Genomic DNA, 24,044 nt, shown 5'->3' with positions numbered 1-24,044 from the left:
CGGCAGTTCGCTCGTTCAAAGCACTCCCCACGCCCGAAACCTCCCCCTCCCCGTCATCTCTCTGAGCCCCAGCTCCAAAACAATCCGCCGCGCCGCCTGTGGCGTTACGTCCAGCGTCTTGGCCACCATGCCGGCCGACACGAGCGGTTTCGCCATCACCAGTTCAACCAGTTCCGGCAGTTTTGACGACGTCCGGCGCCCGTCCAGCTTTCGGTCCATCATCGTTTTCGCCAGCGTCAGCCTGTCATGCTCTTTCATGCCGATCTCGGCCGCCGCCAAAAGACCGTGGGCGATGGCGATCAGCCGCGTGTCCTGGTCCCGATGCCGGCGCCGATCGACGGGAATGGTTTTGAGGCCGCGATTGATGGCGGCGAGATGGGCGCCGGCGGTGATGCCGGCGTGGCGCAGGATCGATGCGCAAAACAGCCAGCCGAGCCAGGGGGCGTGCTGAAGCACGGACAGCTCGTTCCAGGCATCGAGGGCGATGATTGCCTGCAGCGCCGCTGGCAGGTTTTCGGTTTGGCGCACCACGCTGCGCCATTCGTCGAGCCGCGCATCCTCGTCCCAGTCGAGGTCGTAGATCATTGGGTCTCTTTCTCGGCCGCCGTCACGGCTGGGTCTTGTTGCATTCTCGATTGCCGCCTCTGATCGGGCCAATAACGCATCGATGGCGGCATAATCGACGCCGGGAAGCCCTTCGGCTTCATCGATTTGTTTCCCCTCCCCTTCCGGATCGATCGCAACCAGGCACCGGATGGCACTGCCCGTCTCCGCCTCGTCCCCGCCGCCCGACCCGATCTCCGAGGTTTTCCGCAGCGAGCGGATGCCGTCGGCAGAGAACGCCCAATCCGGAGATTGGCCGGCGATACGCCGGCGGGTGCGCAGGACGTCGCGAGCGATCGTCAGCTCATGGGTAGGCGTGCGAATATCCTTCGTGGCGTCGTGCAGGACGAGGTCTTCGAGATGCACGAGTTCGCCGTCGATCCACAGCGACGCGCAGGCATCGGTGAATTGGGATCGCTCGATCCATCCCTGGCCGACCGGCGAGCGGGCGATGCGCTCATCCAGACGCACCAGTTCGATACACGCCCGAAAAGCCGGCTCCAAAAGCGCTGTCATGCTGATTTTCGCGAGATCGTAAGCCATTGAAATCATGGTAAATGATTTGTTAAAAGAACTCTATCGGAAAGTTAGTGTTCTTCACATGGTATGATCGCCGGTTGGCACTGTAACCATCGATAAGTATCCCTTATCGAAAATTAAAAACGAACACAACACTGAAGTAATACTTAATAAAAAATAGTATTTTAAATAAATAAAAAATATTCATTGCTCATATTGTTTCAGCATAGGATAATTATGAACGTAAACATAAACAGTTTCATTGCAAATAAAATTCAGAATGGAAAATAACTACAAGACATGGACAATTCCACTGCGCATCAGCAGACAAGAGAGAGCTTCCCTTGAATGGATATCATCTCATTATGGTGACATTCCGCTCAACGATGTTATTCGAAAATCAATTGCAACTGAACGCTTTCTGATAGAGCAGAAAAAAAGGGGCCGCCCTTCTAATTGAGGACCAGTGTGGTCGGGTCAAAGAAATTATTCTGCGGTAGAATGCAGCTTCGCGCCAACATGATTAGACGGGAACAATCTGCAGCGAAGTTTTTCCATTGCGGAAGTGAGCTGCACACCCTGAAACGCTTCGTCTAAGAACCAGTCCGCTGTCGAACAAGCAGATCGGCTTTCCATTTCAGCGTTCTGGCGAATTCTTCTGATCGCTGGTAGCTATATCTTGGCTCCAGGGATAAGGAGACCCTTTGGGCGGCATCGCTAGGCCCGGCATGCCCCGGCAAGGTTTCGGAATGTTAGAACGTGCGGCCGCAAATGGCGATCACAGCCGCACCGGCTACATTCCTATTGCCGAACTGACACGTGCTTCAAGACCGCCCGAATAAGATCGAGCGTATCTGGGCCAGCTTGCTCCATATCGTCCAGGATATCGCCTGCATCGGGGCTATTCAGTCTCGCTCGCATCTTCCTGAATAGCGCCTGTTTGGTATCGGGATCCACTTCGCCATAACATTTCGTGGTGGTACTGATCTGCTCATGGCCGAAATCTTGGCTAATCACCTTGAAGTCCCGCATGGACCCAACCAATTCGTCGCAATGCTTCGCAACAGTTGAACGAATGGCATGCGGCTTGAAGCGCGGAACACCCGCAGCAGCTGCTGCCTTTTGCACAACCCGACGCACAGGCGCGGCAGTAGTTAGAAACTCCAACTCAATTCGCTGCCTGCCGATCCAAGGCTTGAATGGAGCCGTTGGGATCAAGGGATCATCCTCCGACGCACCCATCGCCCTTAACTCGGTGATCCAGTCGATGATGATACGCTCGATATCTTCGCCTACTGGAAACCAATCAACGATACTTGTTTTAGAGAATTTTGTTTTCACTTCTCGCGCATCCTGGAAAACACGCTTCTGGTCGATATCGACATGCTTGATGCAAAGAGAGATCAACGCCCCGTCACGCACCCCAAACAGGAAAAGGGCGGCAATCATCGCGCGATCTCTTCGATGAGCAAGATGCTGGGTCGGCATGCCGTCGAGTATGAGCCTGATCTGTTCAGGAGCGGGGACAAACTTTGGTGCCGCGGCACTGGCCAGCTCTGAAAGGTACATTGGCGAGTTGAAGTGATTGTAGAGCTGCGCCGTAATCGATCGCCTATACCCGTCCTGGACAGCGAGCCATTCGAAGAATGCTTTCAGGTGCCCAAATGTATGAACGATCGTTGAAGCAGATAAACCGCCTTTCCCGCTCTTGTCTGCGCGACTGATCCAATCGTCCTTGAAATCTTCAATCATTTTTCGGGTCACAGACCTGAAATCTGTAGATCCGGTATGTTTTTCAAACTGCCAGATGTGACGCAGGATGTCGTCGATCGTTTTGGGGTGGAAGCCTTTTGTATGCTTCAGCTCACCCTGGTACAGATAGATAATTTTAGCATTGTCTACTGATGCGTTCATTAGTGTGACTTTCAATGAAATGTGGCAATTTGAAATTGTCTGAGAGGGGTTTGCGAGCGAAGCCGTGGCCAGCGCGGTTGTTGCAGCCGGCTTCGCTTCATTGCTGGACGTCCTGGATTGGGGAGATGCGCTAGGATTCGAGTCTGTCGGATTTGCACAATCCACGACTGAAATGACGAAGCATATTAGTCCGGAGTCTTGCTTCCGGGATTGGTTTCTTGCGATCTCAGGATCGTCTGCTGATCCTCCAGAGAGACATACCTGTTTGCAGTCGCGCCACAGTCCGGGCACGCGCGATAAGCGCGGATGCCGCGATATGTCTCCTGGACATCAAAGGATACCTCGGCAGCGAGCAACGTGTGAGTCGCCCGACATCCAAAACACCTGACCTCAAACTGACCTAGCGACCCTATCGAAGACCTCTGCTTCTTTCTCCTATGAAAGGTATTGAGGTCAGAGCCTCGAAACAGACGAGGCTCACAGCTGATGAAGCCAAGCCCACCAGCGATCCAATTGGACAATGTATTGCGTGAGATATCATAAAGCTTGATGACGTCATCACTCGAGTAGAGTTGATGAATCCTGGCTTTCCGATCGCTTTGGAGATTGCGGCGCTTCTTGGAGGTCATGTCGGCACCGGTCATTGGCCAACCTCGTTGCGCAATGTCTCAAACGCGAGGATTTGGCTCAATCGCCACCGCGTCGAACCATTCAGGATCTTTATGGGCTTAGGAAAATCGGGATTGTGTTTTGTGTGGCGCCAGACCGTCTGGATGCTGATCGAATAGCGCCGCGCCACTTCCTGTACGGACAAATAGCGTTCTTCGATCTGAGGCCGCGAAGATACAGCTATCTCGGCGTCGCGTCGCACTTCCACCTCCTTGCTGGCTTCAGATTTGATCGCACGAATAGGAGACTGAGAGGATTCACGAACCTTGCCCGCGGCATCAGTTGCGCCGGATTGGGCGGTATCGCCATGCGGCAGAGATTCGGGATTCTCGGAACTGGGGAAAAGCCCCAGCTGTGGTTGCTTAGACATACGTGTCCCTTTGATTGAAAGGACCCCGCACGTCTTGCGCAGTGGTTCAGTTGTGAATGAACCATACGTAACCTCATGCCATTCATATTGGCAACAGGTGATTTGACATTTTTTGTGGGGATATCGGTCGAGAAAGGTAGTCGATTTTCTTGTGGCGGGCTGAGTGGCGGGCCAGCGCGAACATCTTAGGAAAAACGAAGTAAATTCAGAAACTTATGCGTATCAATGGCGGAGAGGGTGGGATTCGAACCCACGATACGGTTGCCCGTATGCCGCATTTCGAGTGCGGTGCTTTCGACCTCTCAGCCACCTCTCCGCGTGATTTGGTCGACGCATTGCTGCGCGGGCTTTCACATAGCGACAGTTGATCTAGCTGGCAAGGGCTTAACATGACGAATTTCCAGCATTTGCCTTGACAGTTTTTACTGCCTCACGTATGCGAGCCGTGAATTAGACACGGGCTTACTGTGTCTTGATTTCTCCGCCCCATTGGGCAGAGCTCCATCGGCAGGTGCCGGTGGCCTTGAATGGCTGCTTTTACCTGCTCAACCGACTGACAAGAAGACGGCCGCAACGGGTATACCCGCGCAGAGCCGGAACGAACATGAAAGGATAAAAAATGTTCGCAGTCATCAAGACCGGCGGTAAGCAGTACCGCGTAGTGGCCAACGACGTGCTGACCATCGAAAAGCTGGAAGCCGAAGCTGGTGCAACCATCGAATTCACTGAAGTTCTCATTGTTGGCGTTGGCGCCGACGCAACCATCGGCGCACCTTTTGTCGCCGGCGCATCCGTCAAGGCCGAAGTTGTCGAGCAGAACCGTGGCAAGAAGGTTATCGCGTTCAAGAAGCGCCGTCGCCAGAATTCCAAGCGTTCGCGCGGCCATCGTCAGCATCACACCGTCGTGCGCATCACCGACATCGTCGCTGCGTAATCGGTCAACGAGAAACAAGGTTTAAAGGAGAACTCCAATGGCACACAAAAAAGCTGGCGGTTCCTCGCGTAACGGTCGCGATTCCGAATCCAAGCGCCTTGGCGTGAAGAAGTTTGGCGGCGAAGTCGTCATTCCAGGCAACATCATTATTCGTCAGCGTGGCACGCAGTGGCATCCCGGCGCCAATGTCGGCATGGGCAAGGATCACACGATCTTCGCACTCACGGCAGGCAATGTGAACTACCGTACGAAGGCCAATGGCCGCGTGTACGTGTCTGTGGCACCGAAAGCCGAAGCAGCGGAATAAGCCGGTAGCGCTCAAAAACAGCCGGCGTCTCATCGACCCGGCTGACCGCATCAGGTTCAGAAAAGAAAAAAGGGAAGATGGGGCAACCCGGCTTCCCTTTTTCTTTTGTCTTTTCAACCGAAAGGAGACTGAACCATGCAGAGTGAATTATTGAGGGACAGGCCATCCAGGCCGCCCGAGGAAAGGCTGAGGCCTGACCGGTTAAGGAGCGATTGCCCCGTCTTGTTGTCGCAAAGGCTTGTCCTGCGCGCACCCCACGAAGAAGACATCGACGCCCTTGCCCATCTCGCCAATAACGCCACAATCGCGACGATGGTGTCGCGTATGCCTCATCCCTATACGGCAAAAGACGCCGCGGATTTCGTGCGACGTTCGAAAAATGGCGAGATTGGCAAATGCGTCTATGCCATTACCAAGGGTGAAAACGGCGAGTTCCTCGGTTGCTGCGCGCTCGAAACCCACGCTGAAGACGAGGGCACACTGGAACTGGGCTATTGGTTGGGTGAACCCTACTGGAACAAGGGATATGCCACCGAGGCAGCGCATGCCCTGATCGATATGGCCTTTCGCACAAGACAGATCGTCCAGATCGACGCGCGTTGCCGGGTGACCAACATCGCCTCCAGGCGCGTTATCCAGAAATGCGGCTTCCAGTTTCAGGGGTCTGGAATGGTCGGCAGCCTTGCCATGGGTGGCATGATGCCGGTGGAGTGGTTCCGGCTGGACCGCAAGACGTGGATTTCGCTGAAAAGTTGGGGAGAGATGCGATGAGCCCCGTCATGGAAAAACATGTCTTGCAAACGCCGGGGCCCTGCCCGACGATCGAAACATCGCGGCTTATTCTGCGCCCTCATCGCATGAGCGATGCAGACGCCATCGCCCAGTCCCTGTCTGATTTTGCTATCAGCAGAATGCTGACACGCGTTCCCCTGCCATATCATCGGCAGGATGCAATCGACTGGCTCAGCCAGTCGACATCAGCTCTGTCAAAGGACTGGTCACTGGCCATCACCACCGGCGACGATACCCATATCGGTGTCGTCTCCATCGAGCTGAGACACGGTCTTTGGAAAATGGGCTATTGGCTGAACCGCTATTATTGGGGCAAAGGCCATATGAGCGAGGCCGCTTATGCCGTTACCGAGCGCTTCTTCATGCGCATGCCTGAGGTAACACTTCACAGTGGCGCCTTTGCCGATAATGCGGCCTCGCTGCGCATTCAGGAAAAGCTCGGTTTCGCAATCACGCGAACGGATACGCTTTATTCCATTGCTCGGGGCATCGCCTCACCGCATATCGAGACAAAGTTGGCGCAGGCTGGTTTCCGCCGGCCCTGACAATCACCAGGTCCGGCGCAGGCGCAACATCTGCGCCGGATCAACCCAATTCGACCCAGATCGGCAAATGATCGGAACCCTCCGCCTCAATGTCGATAAAGGCATCCTTGAGCCGTGGCACAAGACCCGGACTGAGAAAGCAGTAATCCAGATGTTTGCGCTCGGCATGGTTATCACAATCGATCCAGGTGACGCTGTCGGCGGTCACCGCGCCGCAACGCGCCAGAGCATCGACCGGAAAGCCGGCTCTCAGCACCCGACCGTAGAATGCGTCGCCATGGCCTGTCATCGCACAGTATTCAGGCGATTCGGGCTCCATGTTGAAGTCGCCCAGGATCAGGAAGTCCTCGGGAAGCGGCGGATCGACAACGCCAAATTCCGTCGCGCCGGTAATGGCGCCACCTTCGTTGACGAAGTTCAGGACCCGCTCCTTGAGAAAATCGATCTGATCGATCCGTTCATCGGGCGAAACGTGATCGAGATGGACCGAATAGACCCGCAACGGTCCATCCGGTGTAGCGATCACGGCTTCGGTTGCACCACGCTGCAGGTTGAGCTTGTCGAAGGTGCGATGGCGCGGAAGAAGAAGCATGCGATGCGCCAGAATCGGCCAGCGCGACAAAACCATATTGCCGAACTGATAGCGCTTGTCGACCAGACGACCATCGACACGTTCGGACGAAAGGTGAAGATCGCAGGCGGGACCATAAATGAAGTGATGATCGGGAAAGAGATCCGCCATCACAGAAACGAGATCGACACCACCATTGTGAGGCATGCCGCGGGTAACCTCCTGCAACGCGATGACATCAGCGCCCTCAAGACTTCTGGCAATGCGCTCGGGGTCAAATTGACGGTCCAGACCCAACCCAAACTGGATGTTGTAACTTGCGAACTTCACGATACTCTTTGACCTCCTGCCCATCCGGCGATATCGATGGCGCCGATTGCAGGAAATACCCTGACATGGAAGTGATAGCTGTACTATGAAATTTCTCGACGAAGCCAAGGTCTATATTCGCTCCGGTGACGGTGGCGCGGGCAGCGTGTCTTTCCGCCGTGAAAAATTCATTGAATTCGGCGGCCCGGATGGTGGCGACGGCGGACGCGGCGGCGATGTGTGGGTGGAAGCCGTCAATGGCCTCAATACGCTGATCGACTTCCGCTATCAGCAGCATTTCAAGGCCACGATCGGCACCCATGGCATGGGCCGCAACCGCACGGGCGGCAATGGCGATGACGTGACGCTGAGAGTGCCGGTTGGCACCCAGATTTTTGAAGAAGACAAGGAAACGCTGATTATCGACCTGACGGTTGAGGGTCAGAGGTTCCGTCTGGCCAAGGGCGGCAATGGCGGCTTCGGCAACGCCCACTTCAGATCGTCCACCAATCAGGCCCCCAACTGGGCCAATCCCGGTCTGGAAGGTGAAGAAAAGAATATCTGGCTTCGGCTGAAACTGATTGCGGATGCCGGACTTGTGGGTCTGCCCAATGCCGGCAAGTCGACATTCCTGGCGACCGTGACGCGGGCACGCCCGAAGATCGCCAATTATCCATTCACCACGCTGCATCCCAATTTGGGTGTCGCCACCGTGGATGGACGCGAGTTCATTCTGGCCGATATTCCAGGCCTGATCGAGGGCGCCCATGAAGGTGTCGGCATCGGAGACCGGTTCCTGGGTCACGTGGAGCGTACACGCGTTGTCCTGCATCTTGTTTCCGCACAGGAAGAAGATGTGGGCAAGGCCTACAAGACCGTTTGGCACGAACTGGACGCTTACGGTCACGGCATTACAGACAAGCCGGAGGTTGTTGCCCTGTCCCAGGTCGATGTTCTGGACGAGGCCGAACTGAAGAAAAAGGCGAAGGAACTGGAAAAGGCCTGCGGCCGCAAACCGCTTCTGTTGTCCGCCGTAACCGGCAAGGGCATGACGGATGCCCTGCGGGCTTTGCGCGACGTGATTGTTGCGGAAGGAACGCAGCCAGTCGACGAAGTTCCAGAACGTGTGCAGAAGATCCGCCATCGCGATCTGCCCAAGGACGATGATCAATGACGTCGAGCCCCAAAGCTCTTGACCGGTATCGGCGCATCGTCATCAAGATAGGCTCTGCTTTGCTTGTCGACCGGAGCAGCGGGCTCAAGAAGGCCTGGCTCGATGCCATCTGCGACGATATCGCTGCGCTGCGCGCAAAGGGTGTCGATGTTCTCGTTGTGTCCTCCGGTGCCATCGCGCTTGGTCGCTCGGTGCTGGACATGCATGCCGGCGCTCTGAAACTGGAAGAAAGTCAGGCTTCTGCGGCCGTCGGCCAGATCTCGCTTGCGCGCAATTGGTCGGAGAGTCTTTCGCGTACGTCCATTGTCGCGGGCCAGATCCTGTTGACCCTTGCAGACACTGAAGAGCGCAGGCGCTATCTCAATGCCCGCGCAACGATCCATCAGTTGCTGAAAATCGGCGCAGTCCCTATCATCAATGAAAATGATACGGTGGCGACCACCGAAATCCGCTATGGCGACAACGACCGGCTTGCCGCCCGCGTCGCCACCATGACTGGCGCAGATCTCCTCATTTTGCTCTCGGATATCGATGGTCTGTATACGGCGCCTCCGCATCTTGATCCCGATGCGCGGTTTCTGGAAGAGATTTCAGACATTACCCCGGAAATCGAGGCCATGGCAGGCGGGGCAGCATCCGAGTTTTCGCGCGGTGGAATGCGCACGAAAATCGATGCCGGAAAGATTGCGACGGGTGCTGGTTGCGCCATGATCATTGCCTCGGGAAAAAGTGCGAATCCGCTGAAGTCGATCAGCGAAGGCGCGCGCTGTTCCTGGTTCGCACCATCCGGAACGCCTGTCACCGCACGTAAGACATGGATCGCCGGCCAGCTTCAGCCGGCTGGCGAATTGCATGTCGACGCCGGAGCGGAAACCGCATTGGGCGCGGGCAAGAGCCTGCTGCCTGCGGGTGTACGTGAGGTTAAGGGAAATTTTAGCCGTGGAGATACGATCGCGGTGCTCGGTCCGCAAGGTCGGGAAATCGCCCGAGGACTGGCAGGCTACGATGCAGAGGATGCACGCAGGATCACGGGTCGAAAATCATCGGAGATCGAGGATATTCTCGGCTATGCCGGACGTGCTGCCATGATCCACAGGGACGACCTTGTCCTGACAGAAACGAGCCGCAAGCCCCCTTCGGTAAGCACGAAGAAGGACACAGCCCATGCTTGAACCCATCGCAACGGACACGAATTCGATTGAATCCCTGATGGGTGAGATCGGTCGAAATGCGAAGGCCGCCTCACGCCCGCTGGCGATCGCCTCGACAGAGGCCAAGAACAAGGCGCTCGAAGCGATGGCAGAGGCGATCGAGAATGCTGAATCTGAGATCCTGGATGCCAATAATGTCGACGTCGAGAAAGCCAAGGCTGCCGGCATTTCCGGATCCTTCATCGATCGGCTGATCCTCACCCCTGACCGCATTCGCGCCATGGCCGACGGCATTCGTGCCATCGCAGATCTCAAGGATCCGGTCGGTGACGTGATTGCCGCCTGGGACCGGCCAAATGGCCTTCATATCGAACGCGTGCGCACGCCGCTGGGCGTCATCGGCGTGATCTACGAGAGCCGTCCCAATGTGACAGCCGACGCAGGCGCGCTTTGCCTGAAATCAGGCAATGCCGTGATCCTGCGCGGCGGCTCGGATTCGGCTCGTTCATCTCGTGCAATTCACGCATGCCTGGTCAAGGGACTTGAGAGTGCCGGCCTGCCCGTTCATGCCATCCAACTTGTTCCGGTCACGGACAGGGCAGCCGTCGGCTTCATGTTGACCGGTCTTGAGGGTGCTGTTGACGTCATCGTTCCCCGCGGCGGAAAGAGCCTTGTGGCCAGGGTCCAGTCCGAGGCGCGCGTTCCCGTGTTTGCCCATCTCGAAGGCCTTTGCCACGTCTATGTCGACAAGTCAGCGGACCTCGACATGGCAACGAAGCTCATCGTCAATTCCAAGATGCGTCGCACGGGCATTTGTGGTGCTGCAGAAACAATGCTGATCGACAAGGCTGCGGCGTCAACCCATCTGGCACCAATGCTGGAAGCCCTTAAAGACGCGGGATGTGAAATCCACGCATCAGCAGAAGTTCTGGCACGGTCGCCTGGCCACCTGGCTGCAACGGAAGAAGATTGGCGCACCGAATATCTCGATGCCATCATCGCGGTGACACTGGTGGACGGTATTTCCGGCGCAATTGCCCATATCGCCACCTATTCATCCAACCACACCGAGGCAGTCATTGCTGATGATGCTGCGGTGGTCGAGAGGTTCTTCAACGAGGTTGATTCCGCCATTCTTCTGCACAATGCCTCGACACAGTTTGCAGATGGTGGCGAATTCGGCATGGGTGCCGAGATCGGCATCGCCACCGGCAAGATGCACGCCCGTGGGCCAGTTGGTGTTGAGCAGTTGACCTCATTCAACTACCGCGTCCACGGCAGCGGTCAGGTCCGGCCCTGACGTGACGGATACGCTGATCGCTTCCCGTTTCCTGCGTATGCCTCATACAGAGCGAGGAATGGTTGTCGGATTGTTCGGCGGCTCGTTCAACCCACCGCATCAGGGACATGCACTTGTAGCAGAAATTGCGCTTCGGCGCCTGGGTCTCGATCAGCTCTGGTGGATGGTAACCCCCGGCAATCCACTGAAAAGCAGAAGCGTTCTGGCCCCTCTGGCAGAAAGACTTGCGCTGAGCGAAAAGATAGCCGGCGATCCTCGCATCAAGGTAACGGCATTCGAGAAATCGCTCGGAACGAGCTACACGGCAAAGACCCTGGAATATGTCCGGTCGCGCAATACCCACACGCATTTCGTCTGGGTCATGGGCGCCGACAATCTGAGAAACTTCCACCACTGGCAGCACTGGCGCCGCATCGCCACAACATTTCCGATTGCGGTGATTGACCGTCCTGGCGCCACACTCTCCTATTTGTCATCGAAGATGGCGCAGGCCTTCGATTTCGCCCGGATCGACGAAGATGATGCCGGCGCTTTGTGGCGGCACAAACCGCCAGCCTGGACGTTTATCCATGGCCCTCGTTCGACGCTCAGTTCGACGGCTCTTCGCGAGCAACGAGATTCCGCCGATAGCTAGAGATATATGACCAGGCAATTCACCCGTCTTGAAACCTTAATAAATCAGTGCCACTTTATATCTGTGGTGCGACCAGCTAGGTCGAATCACCGACGTGCTGTTCTGTTAATCCCAGGAAAGGACGAACTCTGACAACAGTGCACACCAAGGGAAGGGCAGCCACTGCCATCCCGCAAAGCCCGGAACGTGGCGCCGATGCCGCAGCCCGCGAGCTTGAGCTGGTCCTCGCAAGTGTCGAGGACTCAAAAGCAGAAGACACAGTCACTATCGATATTGCCGGGAAATCCGCGCTGGGCGACTACATGGTAGTTGTATCCGGGCGCTCGAGCCGGCATGTCATGGCGATCTGCGAACACCTGATTACCGATCTCAAGGAAGAGGGTTTCGGCGCCGCGCGCGTCGAGGGTCTCGAGACGGGTGATTGGGTGCTGATCGACACCGGTGACATTATCGTGCATGTGTTCCGGCCTGAAATCCGCGAGTTCTACAACATCGAAAAGATGTGGGCGGCTCCGGATATCGAGGAAAGCCGGCTGCACTAACCGGCCCAAAGGCGCCGGCGACACTGTATCGACTTGAGATACCGGCGGTGGTTTTGACGAACTCGCGCCGGCCAGACATCTTGAGATCGAAAACAGGGAGCCGGACATGCGGATAGGGATTTTCGCGGTAGGCAAATTGAAGGCCGGGCCGGAAAAGGAACTTGCTGCGCGCTATCTTGACCGGTTTGCCAAGGCTGGACCGGCCATAGGCCTCGAATTCCTCAAGGTCGCCGAGCTTTCGGAAAGCCGTGCATCAAACACAGCGACGCGTAAGTCCGAAGAAGCAGCCATGCTGGAAAAAGCCCTTCCGGACGGCGCGTTTTATATCGCGCTCGACGAACGCGGCAAAGCGCTCGATAGCCAGGTCTTTGCCGAGACACTCGGCAACTGGCGCGATCAGGGCCAGCGCGATCTTGCGTTCGTAATCGGCGGCGCCGATGGTCTGGATCCCGCGTTCCGGGATCGAGCCGCCCTGGTTCTCAATCTTGGAAAGCTGACCTGGCCGCATCAACTGGTCCGCATAATGCTTGCGGAACAGCTTTACCGCGCTGTGACCATTTTATCCGGTCACCCCTACCATCGGGTTTGAACACGTCGCCGACATCGTCGATCGATTCGGATGAGATGTTACTTTGATCGAGAACCAAATCAGCTTAGGTTCACTGACCAAGACTGTGGTGATACGGCGACGCATGACACCTGAATTGAAACTTGGACAGGCAAGACGGGCACTCGCAAAGCGACTGCTCCTCGCACTCCTGTGCATGTCCATGTCTTTTTCAGTATCGACTGCGCAGGAGAACGCCACACCATCAGAGGAAGCCTCCTCAACAGACATAAGCGCCACAGAACAGCAAGCTGACAGTTCTGAGGAGACCACAGAGGTCGAAGATCCCGTCCAGGAACTGCAACGCAAGCGGGATGAGGTCGCACGCCAGCTTCAGGATGTTTCGCACACAATCAAGCTTTCCGAAGAACGGAAAGCCGAGTTGCAGCAGACCGTCGCAAAACTGCAGAAAACGGAAGTCGATCTGAGAGAGGCGCTGATAGAATCCAGTGCCCGGCGCAAGGAACTCGAGCAACAGATCAACGACAGCGAAGGCAAGCTCGCCAGGTTTGGAGTTCGGGAAGATCAGATCCGCGCGTCCTTTCACAAGAGAAGGGCTATTCTGGCAGAAGTGCTGGCAGCGCTTCAACGAATGGGACGCAACCCACCCCCCGCACTGTTGGTCACCCCGGAAGACGCTCTGGCTTCGGTACGAACCGCAATCCTGCTTGGCGCTGTCGTGCCGGGCGTACGTAAGGAAACCGCGAAGCTGGCAGCTGATCTTCAGGAACTTGTAAAACTGCGGGCAGATACGCTCGCAGAAAAGGCGGGCCTTCTGACCGTCATGCGTGACCGCGAGGAAGAAGAGCGCCGCATGGAAATGCTGCTTGTCGAAAACGACAAGATCGCCCGCAAGAATGCGCTTGAACTGGAAGCCGAACAAAAGCGATCCGATGAGCTGGCCTCCCACGCCACAAGCATGGAAAGTCTGATTGCGTCACTGGAAAGTGATATCGGTTCCGTCCGCGAAGCCATGGAGCGCGCGCGCGCCGAGGAAGAGCGACAAAAACAGCTGACCGAGGATCAAAGGCGGAAGGCAATTGAGGCCGCCAAGAACGGTATGCCCGACAAAAACCGCATTGCGCCAGCATATCCGTTTTCGGAGTTGACCGGCAAACTCGAGCTTCCGGCAGCAGGACAAGTCATTCGCACATTTGGTGACCCTGACGGCACGGGACACACCATGAAAGGCTGGATGATCGCCTCTGCACCTGACGCCATTGTCACGGCTCCAGCGGACGGACTGGTGGTATTTGCAGGCGAATTCAGAAGTTATGGTCAGATGGTGATCCTGAACCCGGGCGATGGCTATCACATCGTCATGTCCGGCATGGACCATATAAATACCCGTCAGGGCAAGTTTGTGCTGTCCGGGGAGCCTCTCGGCACGATGGGTGCAAAAAGAGTGGCAAGTGCGGCAGCATTGGCGCTGGAAACGGATCGTCCAACGCTTTACATTGAATTTCGAAAAGACGGGTTGCCGGTTGATTCCGCAACTTGGTGGACAGCAAAAGATGCTGGAAGGGCAAAGAATGGTACGTAAGGTTTCCTTTATCCTCGTGGGCGCTCTGATGGGCGCTACCGCTATGAGCCTCGTTTATTCGGCCGGCATACCTGCGCAAGCCGCTGGCGGCTCAACCTATAAGGAACTGTCGATTTTCGGCGACGTGTTCGAGCGCGTTCGCGCGCAATACGTAACCCCGCCGGATGAAGACAAGCTGGTGGAAAGCGCCATCAACGGAATGTTGACTTCGCTTGACCCGCATTCAAGCTATCTCAACCCGGAAGCAGCCGCCGACATGCAGACCCAGACACGGGGCGAGTTCGGTGGCATCGGCATTGAAGTGACCATGGAGAATGAACTCGTAAAGGTCATTGCGCCCATCGATGATACGCCCGGCCAGCGTGCCGGCATTCTGGCCGGTGACTTTATTTCCGAGATCAATGGCGAAGCAGTTCGCGGTTTGAGCCTGGAAGATGCCGTCGACAAGATGCGCGGTGCCGTCAACACGCCGATCAAGCTCACGATCATTCGTGAGGGTGCAGACAAGCCGATCGAATTGACGGTTACCCGTGAGATCATTGCCATCCGGGCAGTGAAGTCGCGCGTCGAAGGCGATGTGGGTTACGTCCGAGTCATCTCCTTCACCGAGAAAACCTATGACGACCTCGAAAAGGCGATCACCAAGATCAAAGAAGAAGTACCTGAGGACAAGCTGAAGGGTTATGTTCTCGATCTGCGCCTCAATCCGGGCGGTCTTCTCGATCAGGCGATCTATGTGGCGGATGCCTTCCTCGAGCGTGGCGAAGTGGTGTCGACCCGTAGCCGCGATCCCGATGATACCCGCCGCTTCAACGCAACGCCTGGCGATCTGACGGATGGGAAACCGGTTATCGTGCTGGTGAATGGCGGCTCTGCTTCGGCCTCTGAAATCGTCGCCGGCGCCCTTCAGGATCTGCGCCGTGCCACAGTTCTCGGCACGCGCTCATTCGGCAAGGGCTCTGTTCAGACGATTATTCCGATGGGCAACCGCGGTTCGTTGCGCCTGACGACAGCGCTCTACTACACCCCGTCTGGACGATCCATTCAGGGAACGGGCATCACCCCGGACATCAAGGTGGAGCAGCCACTTCCGGAAGAGTTGAAGGGGAAAATGCGTTCTGAAGGCGAATCGTCTCTTCCCGGCCACATCAAGGGTAACGCTGAAACGGATGAAGGTTCGGGTTCCGTCGCCTATGTGCCGGAGAACAAGGATGACGACGTTCAGCTGAACTATGCACTGGACTTGTTGCGGGGCAAAAAGACCGATCCGTCTTTCCCGCCGAACACGGAAAAGCCAGTCGCAACCAAGTGATCGGGACTAGGGCGAGAACAGCAATCGGGACGGACGAAATTTGAGCCCTGACTTGCATACGCCTTTGGGTCAGACCCGGGGTAAATCCAAACGCCGGCCGCTTCGCGGTCGGCTTTTGCCGTTATTCGGTTACCTGACCGCAGTTGTGATTGTCGGCTTCTCAACGTATAGCGCAATCACACCACTTGCTCTGACAGGCAGCATTGACGGTGAAGAGAAGCCGCTTCTTCACACTGATGCCGCATCAGGCTCCAGCATATTGACGCAAAAATCTCAGGCGTCCGGAAACCTTCAGTCCAACAGGCCGACATCGGGCGCAAACGTGGAGCGGCAGACCCTTCCCGACGGCAGCACTGTCACCAAGTTCAGCCCGCTTTCAAGGCCAACCGATGGACCCGTATTGATCGACACACCCCGAGTCGGTCAGGATCCGCGCATAGCGACGATGCCCAATGAAGACCTGTTGGAAGACAGCGTTTACGGTGGAATACCAACCGTTGGTGCCGATGGTACGCGCCCGGTTGATCAATATGCCCGACCATGGTCGGGCGCGCGCGGAGCTCGCATTGCCATTGTCATTGGCGGCATGGGACTGAGCCAGACCGGCAGTCAGAATGCAATCCGCGTGTTGCCGCCAGAGATCACACTGGCCTTCGCCTCGGCCGGAAACAGCCTTCAGCGCTGGATGCAGGCAGCCCGGCAAGGTGGACACGAAATACTTCTGCAAGTGCCCTTCGAACCCTTCGATTATCCGGCCAATGATCCAGGTCGTGGGACACTTTTGACGACAGCCTCTGCGAACGACAACCTCGACAATCTCCATCAGGCAATGGCGTCGATCACGAATTATACCGGCGTCATGAACTACATGGGCGGCAAGTTTCTGTCCGATGCGGATGCACTTGAACCCATCATGCGCGATATTGCCGGTCGAGGCCTGCTTTTCCTCGATGACGGTTCCTCGGCCAGTTCCCTCACCGGTGAATATGCCAAGGCACTGAACGAACCCCACGCCTTTGCCGACCTGCAGATCGACCAGCAACTCGACAGAACGGCGATTTTAAAGCGGCTGGATGAACTTGAAAACATAGCGCGACGCGAAGGCACAGCCATCGGGGTAGGCTCTGCCTTCGACGAAACTGTCGATGCAGTGCGCGAGTGGAGTGAGGAAGCAGAGCGACGCGGGATTGAAATTGTCGGGGTGTCGGCGGTGGCGACCGAAGGGCGGCCCTAATCAAGGAGACAACAATGAAGACTAAATTGCGCGCCGAAGATCTGCCCTACAGGCCCTGCGTGGGCATCATGGTGCTGAACAGACAAGGGCTTGTCTGGGCCGGACGGCGGATCCCCGAAGGCAACTCGGAATATGATGGCTCGCCAAAGCTTTGGCAAATGCCCCAGGGTGGCATCGACAAGGGCGAAGAGCCGCTGCCGGCAGCCTTGCGTGAGCTTTATGAAGAGACAGGCATGAAATCCGTCACACTGCTGGCTGAGGCAGATCGATGGATCAACTACGATCTTCCAAGCGACATGATCGGCATCGGCCTCAAGGGAAAATATCGCGGGCAAACCCAGCGCTGGTTTGCCTTTCGCTTTGAAGGTGACGACAGCGAGATCGCCATTAATCCGCCACCAGGCGGGCATGAAGCCGAATTCGACCTGTGGGAATGGAAGCCAATGCAGGAACTGCCGGACCTGATCGTTCCATTCAAACGTGCCGTCTATGATGAGGTCGTGTCTGAATTTGCCCACCTGTCCAGCATTGCTTAAGTCGATATTAATATTCACGAAATTCTGAACAGCGCATAAGGGACATGGATCAATCTGGCTGATAGAGACGCATGTTCTTTATCAAATGAAGGAATTATCCATGTATTCTGCATCGGCCCTCAAGCCTTGGGCTCCCCGCGTTCTCAGCATCGTGCGTATCGTTGCCGGCCTCATTTTCCTGGCCCATGGTTCGGCCAAGCTCCTGGGCTTTCCCGCAAGCGACATGCATCCGCCAGCCATGTCCCTTCCATGGATTGCAGGTGTCATTGAGCTGATCGGCGGCGCATTGATTGCGCTTGGACTATTCACCCGCCCAGCGGCTTTCCTGGCCTCGGGTACCATGGCCTTCGCCTATTTCATGGCCCACGCACCGAGCAGCTTTTACCCGGTCTTGAATGGCGGCGATGCAGCCATCCTGTACTGCTTCTTTTTTCTCTATCTCGTCTTCGCAGGCCCCGGCCCCTGGAGCATCGACGCTGCTCGCGGCAAGTCCTGATCCATCGTTTCATAAATAGAAAGGCCACGCGCAGGATCCTGCGCGTGGCCTTCTTTGAAATCAGCGACGACGTTTATTCGACTACGTCTGCAGAATCCGAGTTGAGCTGGCCATATGCGCCCTCGCCAAGTTTCTCCAGAAGTTCGAGTTGCGTTTCGAGGAAGTCGATATGGCCTTCCTCGTCGCCCAGCAGTTCTTCGAAAAGCTTCATGCTGATGTAATCGCCCTGCTCGGAACAGATTTCGCGGGATTTCTTGTAGGAAGTGCGGGCATCGTATTCCCCGGCCAGATCCGCCTCGAGCACTTCCTTGACGTTCTGTCCGATACGGAGCGGCGAGATCGTCTGCAGGTTTGGATGGCCTTCCAGGAAGATGATGCGCGCGACCAGCTTGTCGGCATGCTGCATTTCTTCGATGGATTCGGCCTTTTCCTTCTTTGCGAGCTTGGTATAGCCCCAGTCTTCCAGAAGACGGTAATGCAGCCAGTACTGGTTGACCGCACCAAGCTCTAGAAACAGTGCTTCGTTGAGCCGTTCAATAACTTTTTTATCGCCCTTCATCGGGGTATCCCTTCTCTCAAGTCTTTTATCGCCGTCCTTACATTGAAGGACTAATTAGTATCGCCTAATGCAAATTAGGTCTCGGTGAATTTCTTGTATACTGGAATGCGTAAGGGGGGAATGCAATCACACATTATCCACCATTCGCTCGCCTCATATGGAAAGCCGCAACGGTGGGCGATCTGCATCCCATTGCGCTAAACCATGGCGGAAATAATGATGAAATTCGTCGAATGACGCGCTGGCGTCAGGCCACCTGTGAGACCCGATTACGCCGCTCGGCAAGTTCCCGGTGCTGCTCTTCATGGAACCGGCGAAGCCGCTCGATAAAGTCGACCACCACATCGCCATCGGTCTCCCGCGCGTCATGATAGGCTTTTGTGGTGCTGATAATCAGATCGACCACATTGGGGAAGCAGCCGCAACAGCGCCCGCGCTTGCTCATGCGGTGATAAACCTTGGCAGGAACGATGAGCTGCCAACAGTCCTCATTCAGGAGGTCATTGATAACCTCCCGGATTTCATTTTCAGTGATGAAATTACAGCTGCATACGAGCATTGGTGTCACGCTTGCCAAATATGACTTTCAATGTCTCCTTTTTGCTAAAGAGGATGATTACTGTCAAGTAAAAATCCGCACGAGGCCACCCCGTTCAGGGCGATCGCAGCCTTCAATGAAAATTGCGTCCCTTGGGGAGCGCACCGGACATATCCTGCAAAACCTGGTTTCGCGCCGCCTTTTTCTCCCTTTGATCAACCGTTGGCCTCAACGCCTCATCAGCCCGAACATTCACAGCAAAGCGATTTTCCTCCCGTTTGAGCAGACCCAAAGCCGGTGTCATATCCTCGAAATGGGATGCCACCACATGGATGACGCCATCCTGATGTTGCAGTTTGCCATGAACCTTTACCAATCGGGCGCCCATCACAACGGAGCGATAGGCACCGAATACGTTTTGCCAGACGATGATATTGGAAACCCCGGTCTCATCCTCAAGCGTCATGAAGATGACCCCTTTGGCCGAGCCTGGCCTCTGGCGAACCAGCACCAGACCAGCCACGGTCACCTTTGCGCCATTGCGACGGGTCTCAAGATCCCGGTTCGGGGTGACCTTGAGACGCTGAAGCACCTCCCGTAGGAAGGAAACAGGGTGCCCCTTGAGCGAAAGGGTAAGCGCCCTATAATCGTTGATCACATGCTCGCTTGCCGGCATCTCCGGCAGCGACACCTTGGCCTCCTGCCCGATCTCCCCTTCCGGCACCATTCGCTCGAACAGAGGCAAGGTTTGTGCAGCCCGCCCCACGTCAAGCGCCTTGACCTCCCAAAGTGCAGCACGGCGATCAAGACCCGCCGAACGGAAGGCATCGGCATCGGCAAGCTTTTCCATGGCAGAGCGATCCAGATCGGCCCGCCGCCATAGGTCGCGCACCGTTTGATAGTCCGTCTTTCTCGCACAAACGAGACGGTCGGCCTCCGTCTTCGACAATCCTTTGACCAGCGAAAGCCCGAGGCGCACCGCATAACGCGTTTTCATCACACCGATCATCTGCTTGTGTTTGGGCTCTATCCGATCAAGCCTGATACCATCGCCGGCACGAGGCCCAACCGGTTCCAGAACACTATCCCACTTGGAATGATTGACATCCACCGGCAACACCTCGACGCCATGTTCCCGGGCATCGCGCACCAACTGGCTTGGCGGATAGAAGCCCATGGGTTGAGAGTTCAGGATCGCGGCACAGAAGACGTCCGGATAAAGGGCCTTGAACCAGCAGGACACATAAACGAGCAGGGCGAAGGAGGCAGCATGGCTTTCGGGAAACCCGTATTCACCAAACCCCTCCACCTGACTGAAACATCGCTCGGCAAATTCGCGCTCATACCCCCGCGCCACCATGCCCTCGACCATGCGCTTCTGGAAATGACTGACCTGCCCGGTACGCCGGAAAGTCGCCATGGCTCTGCGTAACCGATCCGCTTCGGCGGGTGAAAATCCCGCAGCCGTAATGGCAATCTGCATTGCCTGTTCCTGAAACAGCGGAACACCGAGCGTCCGCTGCAGGACCGGGATGAGTTCATCCTTTGGATAAGTCGGCACCCGCCCGTGATCCCGCCATTCCTGACGGCGCTTCAGGTAAGGATGGACCATATTACCCTGGATCGGTCCTGGACGGACGATCGCGACCTCGATCACCAGATCGTAGAAGACGCGCGGTCGCAGCCGAGGCAGCATGCTCATTTGCGCCCGGCTTTCGATCTGAAATACCCCAACCGTATCGGCCCGGCAGATCATGTCGTAGACCTCATCCCGCTGATCTTCCATGATACCGGCGAGCGTGGTCTTCATGCCGTAATGCTGCTCAAGCAATGTGATTGCCCGTGCCAGACATGTCAGCATGCCCAGCGCCAGAATATCGATCTTCAGGATCTTGAGGGTATCCAGGTCGTCCTTGTCCCATTCGATCATATAGCGGCCATCCGCCGTATTCATGATCGGCACCACCTCGTCCAACCGGTCGCGGGTGATCACGAAGCCGCCGACATGCTGCGACAGATGCCGGGGAAATCCCTGAAGCGTGCCGGCATATTTCATCACGCGTTGGGTGGTTGGATCGGTGGGCGCCAACCCGGCAGCCTTGACCTGCTCCTCGCCATAGGTCTTCGTCCACCAGCCCCAGATCGTGCTCGACAGGGCGGACTGCACATCTTCGGAGAGACCGAAGGCCTTGGCCACCTCGCGACCGGCAGAACGCGCCCGGTAGCAGATGACTGCAGCGGTCAAGGCCGCATGTTCACGACCATAAGCCTCGTAGATGAACTGGATAACCTCCTGCCGCTTTTCATGCTCGAAATCGACATCGATATCCGGCGGCTCATCACGTTCCGTCGAAATGAAACGATCAAAGAGAAGCGTGGTCTTTTCCGGATTAACCTCCGTAATGCCGAGACAATAGCAAACGGCAGAATTGGCAGCAGACCCGCGCCCCTGACACAGGATCCCCTTGCTGCGCGCATAAGTAACGATCCGGTAGACCGTCAGGAAATAAGGCTCGTAACGCTTGGCCGAGATGAGTTCGAGTTCGTATTCCAGAAGCCCTGCAACCTTGTCCGGCAAACCGCTAGGAAACCGCCGCCGCACACCTTCGTCGACAAGCCGGCGCAATGCCTTGTAGGGCGTCTCACCATTCACGCTCTCGTCCGGATATTGATGACTGAGTTCGTCCAGCGAAAACGACAACCGCTTGAAGAAGGTCTTTGTCGCGGCAACGGCATCAGGGTAATTCCGCATGAGATGAGCCATATCCCGTGGCGACTTCAGATGGCGTTCGGCGTTGGCCGCCAGTCGAAACCCGGCCTCCGCAATCGGCACATGCTCGCGAATGGACGTCACCACATCGGCAAGAGGCTGCCGCTCAGGCTGATGATATACCGGTAGATTGGTGGCAATTAGCGGGATGCTCGTTCGCCGGCTAACCATCTCGGTCCATGCCAGTTTGGCACTATCAATCCCATCGAAGCACGACACCAGCGCAAGATGGAGTCGACCTTTGAAGGAGATAGCCAGATCTTTGAGACGGGCAGTGAAGTCATCCGCGGTTTCTGCGTCGATCGACACCGGAGGAAGAATGACCAGCAGAAGCTCATGCCCCCATTCAAGAAGATCGCCTTCCCGAAGGGTGCAAATCCCTTTTTCAGACCTCAGATTGCCGGCGCTCAAAAGACGGCAAAGGTTGCCCCAGCCGCGACGGTTCATGGGATAGGCGAGGATCTCCGGCGTCCCATCGGAAAAAACCAGCCTTGCACCCGGACAGAAAGGAAAGTCTCTGGCCTTTGCCACGGCATGCATGCGCACCACCCCTGCCACGGTATTACGGTCCGCAAGACCAAGACCGGCGATACCTGCCTTCTGCGCAGCATTGATCATCTCTTCGGGATGCGAGGCGCCATGCAGGAAGGAAAAATTGCTCTGCGCACCGATCTCGTAGAATACCGGATCACTCATGCGAAGATCCCATGCATGAACCAGCCGGGATGTCCGCTCCCGCGCTCATAGAGCCCCTGCCGAAAAAGCCAGAAGCGGCGTCCCTGGCTGTCTTCGACGCGATAATAGTCGCGTGTTTGCGCCTCCTCCCCATCGATCCACCATTCCGGCGTCAGCCGTTCCGGTCCTTCAGCCCGGGCCACACGATGACCGAGCCTGCGCCATTGAAAGCTGAGTGGCGGCCCATGCGGCACTTCGGCTGTGACCTCGACGGGTTCCGGTCGGGTAAAAAGCCGCAATGGCCGCTCCCCTCTTGCCGGCGGACACGCAGCGGCCAGATCAGATGGAATACCGTCTGAAAGCGGCGCCATCATCGCAGCCCGCTCAGGCCAGTGCCGGCCAATGGAAAGCGGCAGACGCAGGCAATCATTGCCCAGCCGCGCCGTGACGCGGTCGAGGAATTCCGGTAGCGGATCCGCCATATTGCCCTGATCCGCTGACAATTGCGCAGATACCTCCTGCCACGGTTCGCTGGCCATCAGGTTCAGGCGCACAAGCTCGAAACCGTAGCCGGCGTCGAGATCATCATTCAGCACATTGAGCCGTTCGGTATAAAGCGAGGCGATGCGCTTGGCATCGCGCATGGGCGCCGAAGTCCCGACTTCGATCCGGAAAACACGGCCATCGACACGAAAGAGCAAAAGCTCGAACAGTCGTGCGCCCTCACCCCGTTCCTCCAGCCTGCCTTTCACATTCATGGCCAACTGCGCCACGAGGTCGAGCACCATGTCCTGATCCCGGATCGGCTCGGACAGCTGCCGCTCGACCGACAACATGGCCAGAGGCCGACGCGGAGAAATCGGTTCATTGACGCGCCCGAGCGCCTGATCGAGCCGCAGCAGGACAAGAGCGCCGAAACGCCGGGCCAGCGGCGCCCTTGGCAAAGCCATGAGATCTCCGACCTGTTTCAGCCCAAGCCGAATGAGCAGAGCAACCGTCGACTCTTCGAGGCGCAAAGATGAAACCGGCAGCGGCGAAAGCACGGGCGCCGCTTCGCTCTCCCTTACGATCTGTCCGTCATCGAAGCGGGCCAAGGCCCAGGAAAGTCCCGGCGAGGACGAAATGGCGCCCCTGACGTCGAAGCCAAGCCGGTAAAGCCGATCCAGCACATCCCGAAGCATGGCGCTTTCCCCGCCGAAAAGATGCGCGCAACCGGTGATATCCAGAAAGAGCCCCTGCATGCCGTCCATCGCAACCAGCGGGGTATAACGGTCGCACCAGTCCGCCAAGGCCTCCAGCAAATTTTGGTCTTGAATGTGATCCTTCTCGATCACATCCAGTTCAGGACAAATGGCCCTCGCCTCGGCCAATCCCTGTCCGATCCGCAATCCCATGGCACGGCCCTCGTCATCGACGGAAGTCAGCTGCACCGTATTGCCG

The 24,044-nt window shown here is 56.7% G+C and carries 23 protein-coding genes and 1 tRNA gene; 15 read left to right on the top strand and 9 right to left on the bottom strand.

All coding sequences use genetic code 11. From position 1 onward, the window contains the following. Positions 1–15: 15 nt before the first annotated feature. The 4 genes from ACWPM9_RS01075 to ACWPM9_RS01060 form a co-directional block, all read right to left on the bottom strand. Positions 16–1,155: an RHE_PE00001 family protein gene (locus tag ACWPM9_RS01075; protein ID WP_484756450.1), complete on the bottom strand. Its 1,140-nt coding sequence runs from the start codon at positions 1,153–1,155 to the stop codon at positions 16–18. A 768-nt stretch (positions 1,156–1,923) separates the two neighbouring features. After that, positions 1,924–3,036, bottom strand: a complete 1,113-nt coding sequence (locus tag ACWPM9_RS01070; protein WP_484756449.1) for a tyrosine-type recombinase/integrase — start codon at positions 3,034–3,036, stop codon at positions 1,924–1,926. Positions 3,037–3,676: 640 nt separating this feature from the next. After that, positions 3,677–4,075, bottom strand: coding sequence for a helix-turn-helix transcriptional regulator (locus ACWPM9_RS01065; RefSeq protein ID WP_484756448.1), 399 nt, complete (start codon positions 4,073–4,075; stop codon positions 3,677–3,679). 226 nt (positions 4,076–4,301) lie between these two features. Then, a tRNA-Ser gene (locus tag ACWPM9_RS01060) sits at positions 4,302–4,391 on the bottom strand. A gap of 303 nt (positions 4,392–4,694) precedes the next feature. Here ACWPM9_RS01060 and rplU point away from each other — a divergent pair. The 4 genes from rplU to ACWPM9_RS01040 all read left to right on the top strand — a co-directional run bounded on the left by rplU (position 4,695) and on the right by ACWPM9_RS01040 (position 6,653). Next, complete coding sequence (gene rplU, locus ACWPM9_RS01055) at positions 4,695–5,009, top strand: 50S ribosomal protein L21 (RefSeq protein ID WP_428188483.1); 315 nt, start codon at positions 4,695–4,697, stop codon at positions 5,007–5,009. Between the two features lie 37 nt (positions 5,010–5,046). Further along, positions 5,047–5,316 carry a 50S ribosomal protein L27 gene (rpmA, locus tag ACWPM9_RS01050; RefSeq protein ID WP_428188482.1) on the top strand — a complete coding sequence of 90 codons (270 nt, stop codon included), beginning with the start codon at positions 5,047–5,049 and terminating at the stop codon, positions 5,314–5,316. Between the two features lie 135 nt (positions 5,317–5,451). Further along, a complete protein-coding gene (locus ACWPM9_RS01045; RefSeq protein ID WP_428188481.1) occupies positions 5,452–6,087 on the top strand; it encodes a GNAT family N-acetyltransferase in 636 nt (211 codons plus the stop codon). Beyond that, positions 6,084–6,653, top strand: a complete 570-nt coding sequence (locus ACWPM9_RS01040) for a GNAT family N-acetyltransferase (protein ID WP_484756447.1) — start codon at positions 6,084–6,086, stop codon at positions 6,651–6,653. The genes ACWPM9_RS01045 and ACWPM9_RS01040 overlap by 4 nt, the downstream gene beginning before the upstream one ends. Before the next feature lie 40 nt (positions 6,654–6,693). Here the strand turns inward: ACWPM9_RS01040 and ACWPM9_RS01035 are convergent, their stop codons facing one another. After that, the gene (locus ACWPM9_RS01035) at positions 6,694–7,554 is read right to left on the bottom strand and encodes an endonuclease/exonuclease/phosphatase family protein (protein WP_484756446.1); all 861 of its coding nucleotides are present in this window, start codon (positions 7,552–7,554) and stop codon (positions 6,694–6,696) included. A gap of 85 nt (positions 7,555–7,639) precedes the next feature. Here ACWPM9_RS01035 and obgE point away from each other — a divergent pair, with 85 nt between their 5' ends. From obgE to ACWPM9_RS00980, 11 genes are all read left to right on the top strand, one after another. Continuing rightward, positions 7,640–8,707, top strand: coding sequence for a GTPase ObgE (gene obgE / locus ACWPM9_RS01030; protein WP_484756445.1), 1,068 nt, complete (start codon positions 7,640–7,642; stop codon positions 8,705–8,707). Next, the gene (gene proB, locus ACWPM9_RS01025; protein WP_484756444.1) at positions 8,704–9,879 is read left to right on the top strand and encodes a glutamate 5-kinase; all 1,176 of its coding nucleotides are present in this window, start codon (positions 8,704–8,706) and stop codon (positions 9,877–9,879) included. The genes obgE and proB overlap by 4 nt, the downstream gene beginning before the upstream one ends. Continuing rightward, a complete protein-coding gene (locus tag ACWPM9_RS01020; protein WP_484756443.1) occupies positions 9,872–11,158 on the top strand; it encodes a glutamate-5-semialdehyde dehydrogenase in 1,287 nt (428 codons plus the stop codon). The genes proB and ACWPM9_RS01020 overlap by 8 nt, the downstream gene beginning before the upstream one ends. A gap of 37 nt (positions 11,159–11,195) precedes the next feature. Continuing rightward, positions 11,196–11,792, top strand: coding sequence for a nicotinate-nucleotide adenylyltransferase (locus ACWPM9_RS01015; RefSeq protein WP_428188535.1), 597 nt, complete (start codon positions 11,196–11,198; stop codon positions 11,790–11,792). 128 nt (positions 11,793–11,920) lie between these two features. After that, the gene (gene rsfS / locus ACWPM9_RS01010) at positions 11,921–12,334 is read left to right on the top strand and encodes a ribosome silencing factor (RefSeq protein WP_428188534.1); all 414 of its coding nucleotides are present in this window, start codon (positions 11,921–11,923) and stop codon (positions 12,332–12,334) included. A gap of 106 nt (positions 12,335–12,440) precedes the next feature. Beyond that, on the top strand, positions 12,441–12,923 hold the full coding sequence (gene rlmH, locus ACWPM9_RS01005) for a 23S rRNA (pseudouridine(1915)-N(3))-methyltransferase RlmH (protein WP_428188475.1): 483 nt from the start codon (positions 12,441–12,443) through the stop codon (positions 12,921–12,923). Positions 12,924–13,098: 175 nt separating this feature from the next. Continuing rightward, the gene (locus ACWPM9_RS01000; protein ID WP_484757563.1) at positions 13,099–14,484 is read left to right on the top strand and encodes a murein hydrolase activator EnvC family protein; all 1,386 of its coding nucleotides are present in this window, start codon (positions 13,099–13,101) and stop codon (positions 14,482–14,484) included. Then, positions 14,474–15,796, top strand: coding sequence for a S41 family peptidase (locus tag ACWPM9_RS00995; RefSeq protein WP_428188473.1), 1,323 nt, complete (start codon positions 14,474–14,476; stop codon positions 15,794–15,796). Before ACWPM9_RS01000 ends, ACWPM9_RS00995 begins: the two co-directional genes overlap by 11 nt. A 40-nt stretch (positions 15,797–15,836) precedes the next feature. Beyond that, entirely contained in the window at positions 15,837–17,030 is a 1,194-nt protein-coding gene (locus ACWPM9_RS00990; RefSeq protein WP_484756442.1) for a divergent polysaccharide deacetylase family protein, read from the top strand. 14 nt (positions 17,031–17,044) lie between these two features. Then, positions 17,045–17,566: an RNA pyrophosphohydrolase gene (locus ACWPM9_RS00985; RefSeq protein ID WP_428188471.1), complete on the top strand. Its 522-nt coding sequence runs from the start codon at positions 17,045–17,047 to the stop codon at positions 17,564–17,566. A 100-nt stretch (positions 17,567–17,666) separates the two neighbouring features. After that, positions 17,667–18,062 carry a DoxX family protein gene (locus ACWPM9_RS00980; protein WP_428188470.1) on the top strand — a complete coding sequence of 132 codons (396 nt, stop codon included), beginning with the start codon at positions 17,667–17,669 and terminating at the stop codon, positions 18,060–18,062. Between the two features lie 73 nt (positions 18,063–18,135). On the opposite strand, the gene bfr is transcribed toward ACWPM9_RS00980, so the two are convergent. The 4 genes from bfr to ACWPM9_RS00960 form a co-directional block, all read right to left on the bottom strand. Next, the gene (bfr, locus tag ACWPM9_RS00975) at positions 18,136–18,621 is read right to left on the bottom strand and encodes a bacterioferritin (protein WP_484756441.1); all 486 of its coding nucleotides are present in this window, start codon (positions 18,619–18,621) and stop codon (positions 18,136–18,138) included. 247 nt (positions 18,622–18,868) lie between these two features. Continuing rightward, a complete protein-coding gene (locus tag ACWPM9_RS00970) occupies positions 18,869–19,066 on the bottom strand; it encodes a hypothetical protein (protein ID WP_428188468.1) in 198 nt (65 codons plus the stop codon). Positions 19,067–19,292: 226 nt separating this feature from the next. Further along, complete coding sequence (locus tag ACWPM9_RS00965) at positions 19,293–22,625, bottom strand: error-prone DNA polymerase (protein ID WP_484756440.1); 3,333 nt, start codon at positions 22,623–22,625, stop codon at positions 19,293–19,295. Beyond that, the gene (locus tag ACWPM9_RS00960) at positions 22,622–24,034 is read right to left on the bottom strand and encodes a Y-family DNA polymerase (protein WP_428188533.1); all 1,413 of its coding nucleotides are present in this window, start codon (positions 24,032–24,034) and stop codon (positions 22,622–22,624) included. The genes ACWPM9_RS00965 and ACWPM9_RS00960 overlap by 4 nt, the downstream gene beginning before the upstream one ends. Positions 24,035–24,044 lie beyond the last annotated feature (10 nt).

This window comes from Agrobacterium sp. H141, from assembly GCF_057158725.1.
Note: the sequence above shows the minus strand (reverse complement) of the source record. Positions and strands in the feature narration are given on the sequence as shown.

Excerpts from the sequence above, each read along its gene's own strand:
- rlmH (WP_428188475.1), top strand. The coding sequence starts at position 12,441 with ATGCGGATAGGGATTTTCGCGGTAGGCAAATTGAAGGCCGGGCCGGAA.
- ACWPM9_RS00985 (WP_428188471.1), top strand. The coding sequence starts at position 17,045 with ATGAAGACTAAATTGCGCGCCGAAGATCTGCCCTACAGGCCCTGCGTG.
- ACWPM9_RS00980 (WP_428188470.1), top strand. The coding sequence starts at position 17,667 with ATGTATTCTGCATCGGCCCTCAAGCCTTGGGCTCCCCGCGTTCTCAGC.
- rplU (WP_428188483.1), top strand. The coding sequence starts at position 4,695 with ATGTTCGCAGTCATCAAGACCGGCGGTAAGCAGTACCGCGTAGTGGCC.
- ACWPM9_RS01070 (WP_484756449.1), bottom strand. The coding sequence starts at position 3,036 with ATGAACGCATCAGTAGACAATGCTAAAATTATCTATCTGTACCAGGGT.
- ACWPM9_RS01000 (WP_484757563.1), top strand. The coding sequence starts at position 13,099 with ATGTCCATGTCTTTTTCAGTATCGACTGCGCAGGAGAACGCCACACCA.
- ACWPM9_RS01040 (WP_484756447.1), top strand. The coding sequence starts at position 6,084 with ATGAGCCCCGTCATGGAAAAACATGTCTTGCAAACGCCGGGGCCCTGC.
- ACWPM9_RS01020 (WP_484756443.1), top strand. The coding sequence starts at position 9,872 with ATGCTTGAACCCATCGCAACGGACACGAATTCGATTGAATCCCTGATG.
- ACWPM9_RS00970 (WP_428188468.1), bottom strand. The coding sequence starts at position 19,066 with ATGAGCAAGCGCGGGCGCTGTTGCGGCTGCTTCCCCAATGTGGTCGAT.
- ACWPM9_RS01075 (WP_484756450.1), bottom strand. The coding sequence starts at position 1,155 with ATGATTTCAATGGCTTACGATCTCGCGAAAATCAGCATGACAGCGCTT.
- ACWPM9_RS00995 (WP_428188473.1), top strand. The coding sequence starts at position 14,474 with ATGGTACGTAAGGTTTCCTTTATCCTCGTGGGCGCTCTGATGGGCGCT.
- bfr (WP_484756441.1), bottom strand. The coding sequence starts at position 18,621 with ATGAAGGGCGATAAAAAAGTTATTGAACGGCTCAACGAAGCACTGTTT.
- ACWPM9_RS00965 (WP_484756440.1), bottom strand. The coding sequence starts at position 22,625 with ATGAGTGATCCGGTATTCTACGAGATCGGTGCGCAGAGCAATTTTTCC.
- obgE (WP_484756445.1), top strand. The coding sequence starts at position 7,640 with ATGAAATTTCTCGACGAAGCCAAGGTCTATATTCGCTCCGGTGACGGT.
- proB (WP_484756444.1), top strand. The coding sequence starts at position 8,704 with ATGACGTCGAGCCCCAAAGCTCTTGACCGGTATCGGCGCATCGTCATC.
- ACWPM9_RS01015 (WP_428188535.1), top strand. The coding sequence starts at position 11,196 with ATGCCTCATACAGAGCGAGGAATGGTTGTCGGATTGTTCGGCGGCTCG.
- ACWPM9_RS01065 (WP_484756448.1), bottom strand. The coding sequence starts at position 4,075 with ATGTCTAAGCAACCACAGCTGGGGCTTTTCCCCAGTTCCGAGAATCCC.
- ACWPM9_RS01045 (WP_428188481.1), top strand. The coding sequence starts at position 5,452 with ATGCAGAGTGAATTATTGAGGGACAGGCCATCCAGGCCGCCCGAGGAA.
- rpmA (WP_428188482.1), top strand. The coding sequence starts at position 5,047 with ATGGCACACAAAAAAGCTGGCGGTTCCTCGCGTAACGGTCGCGATTCC.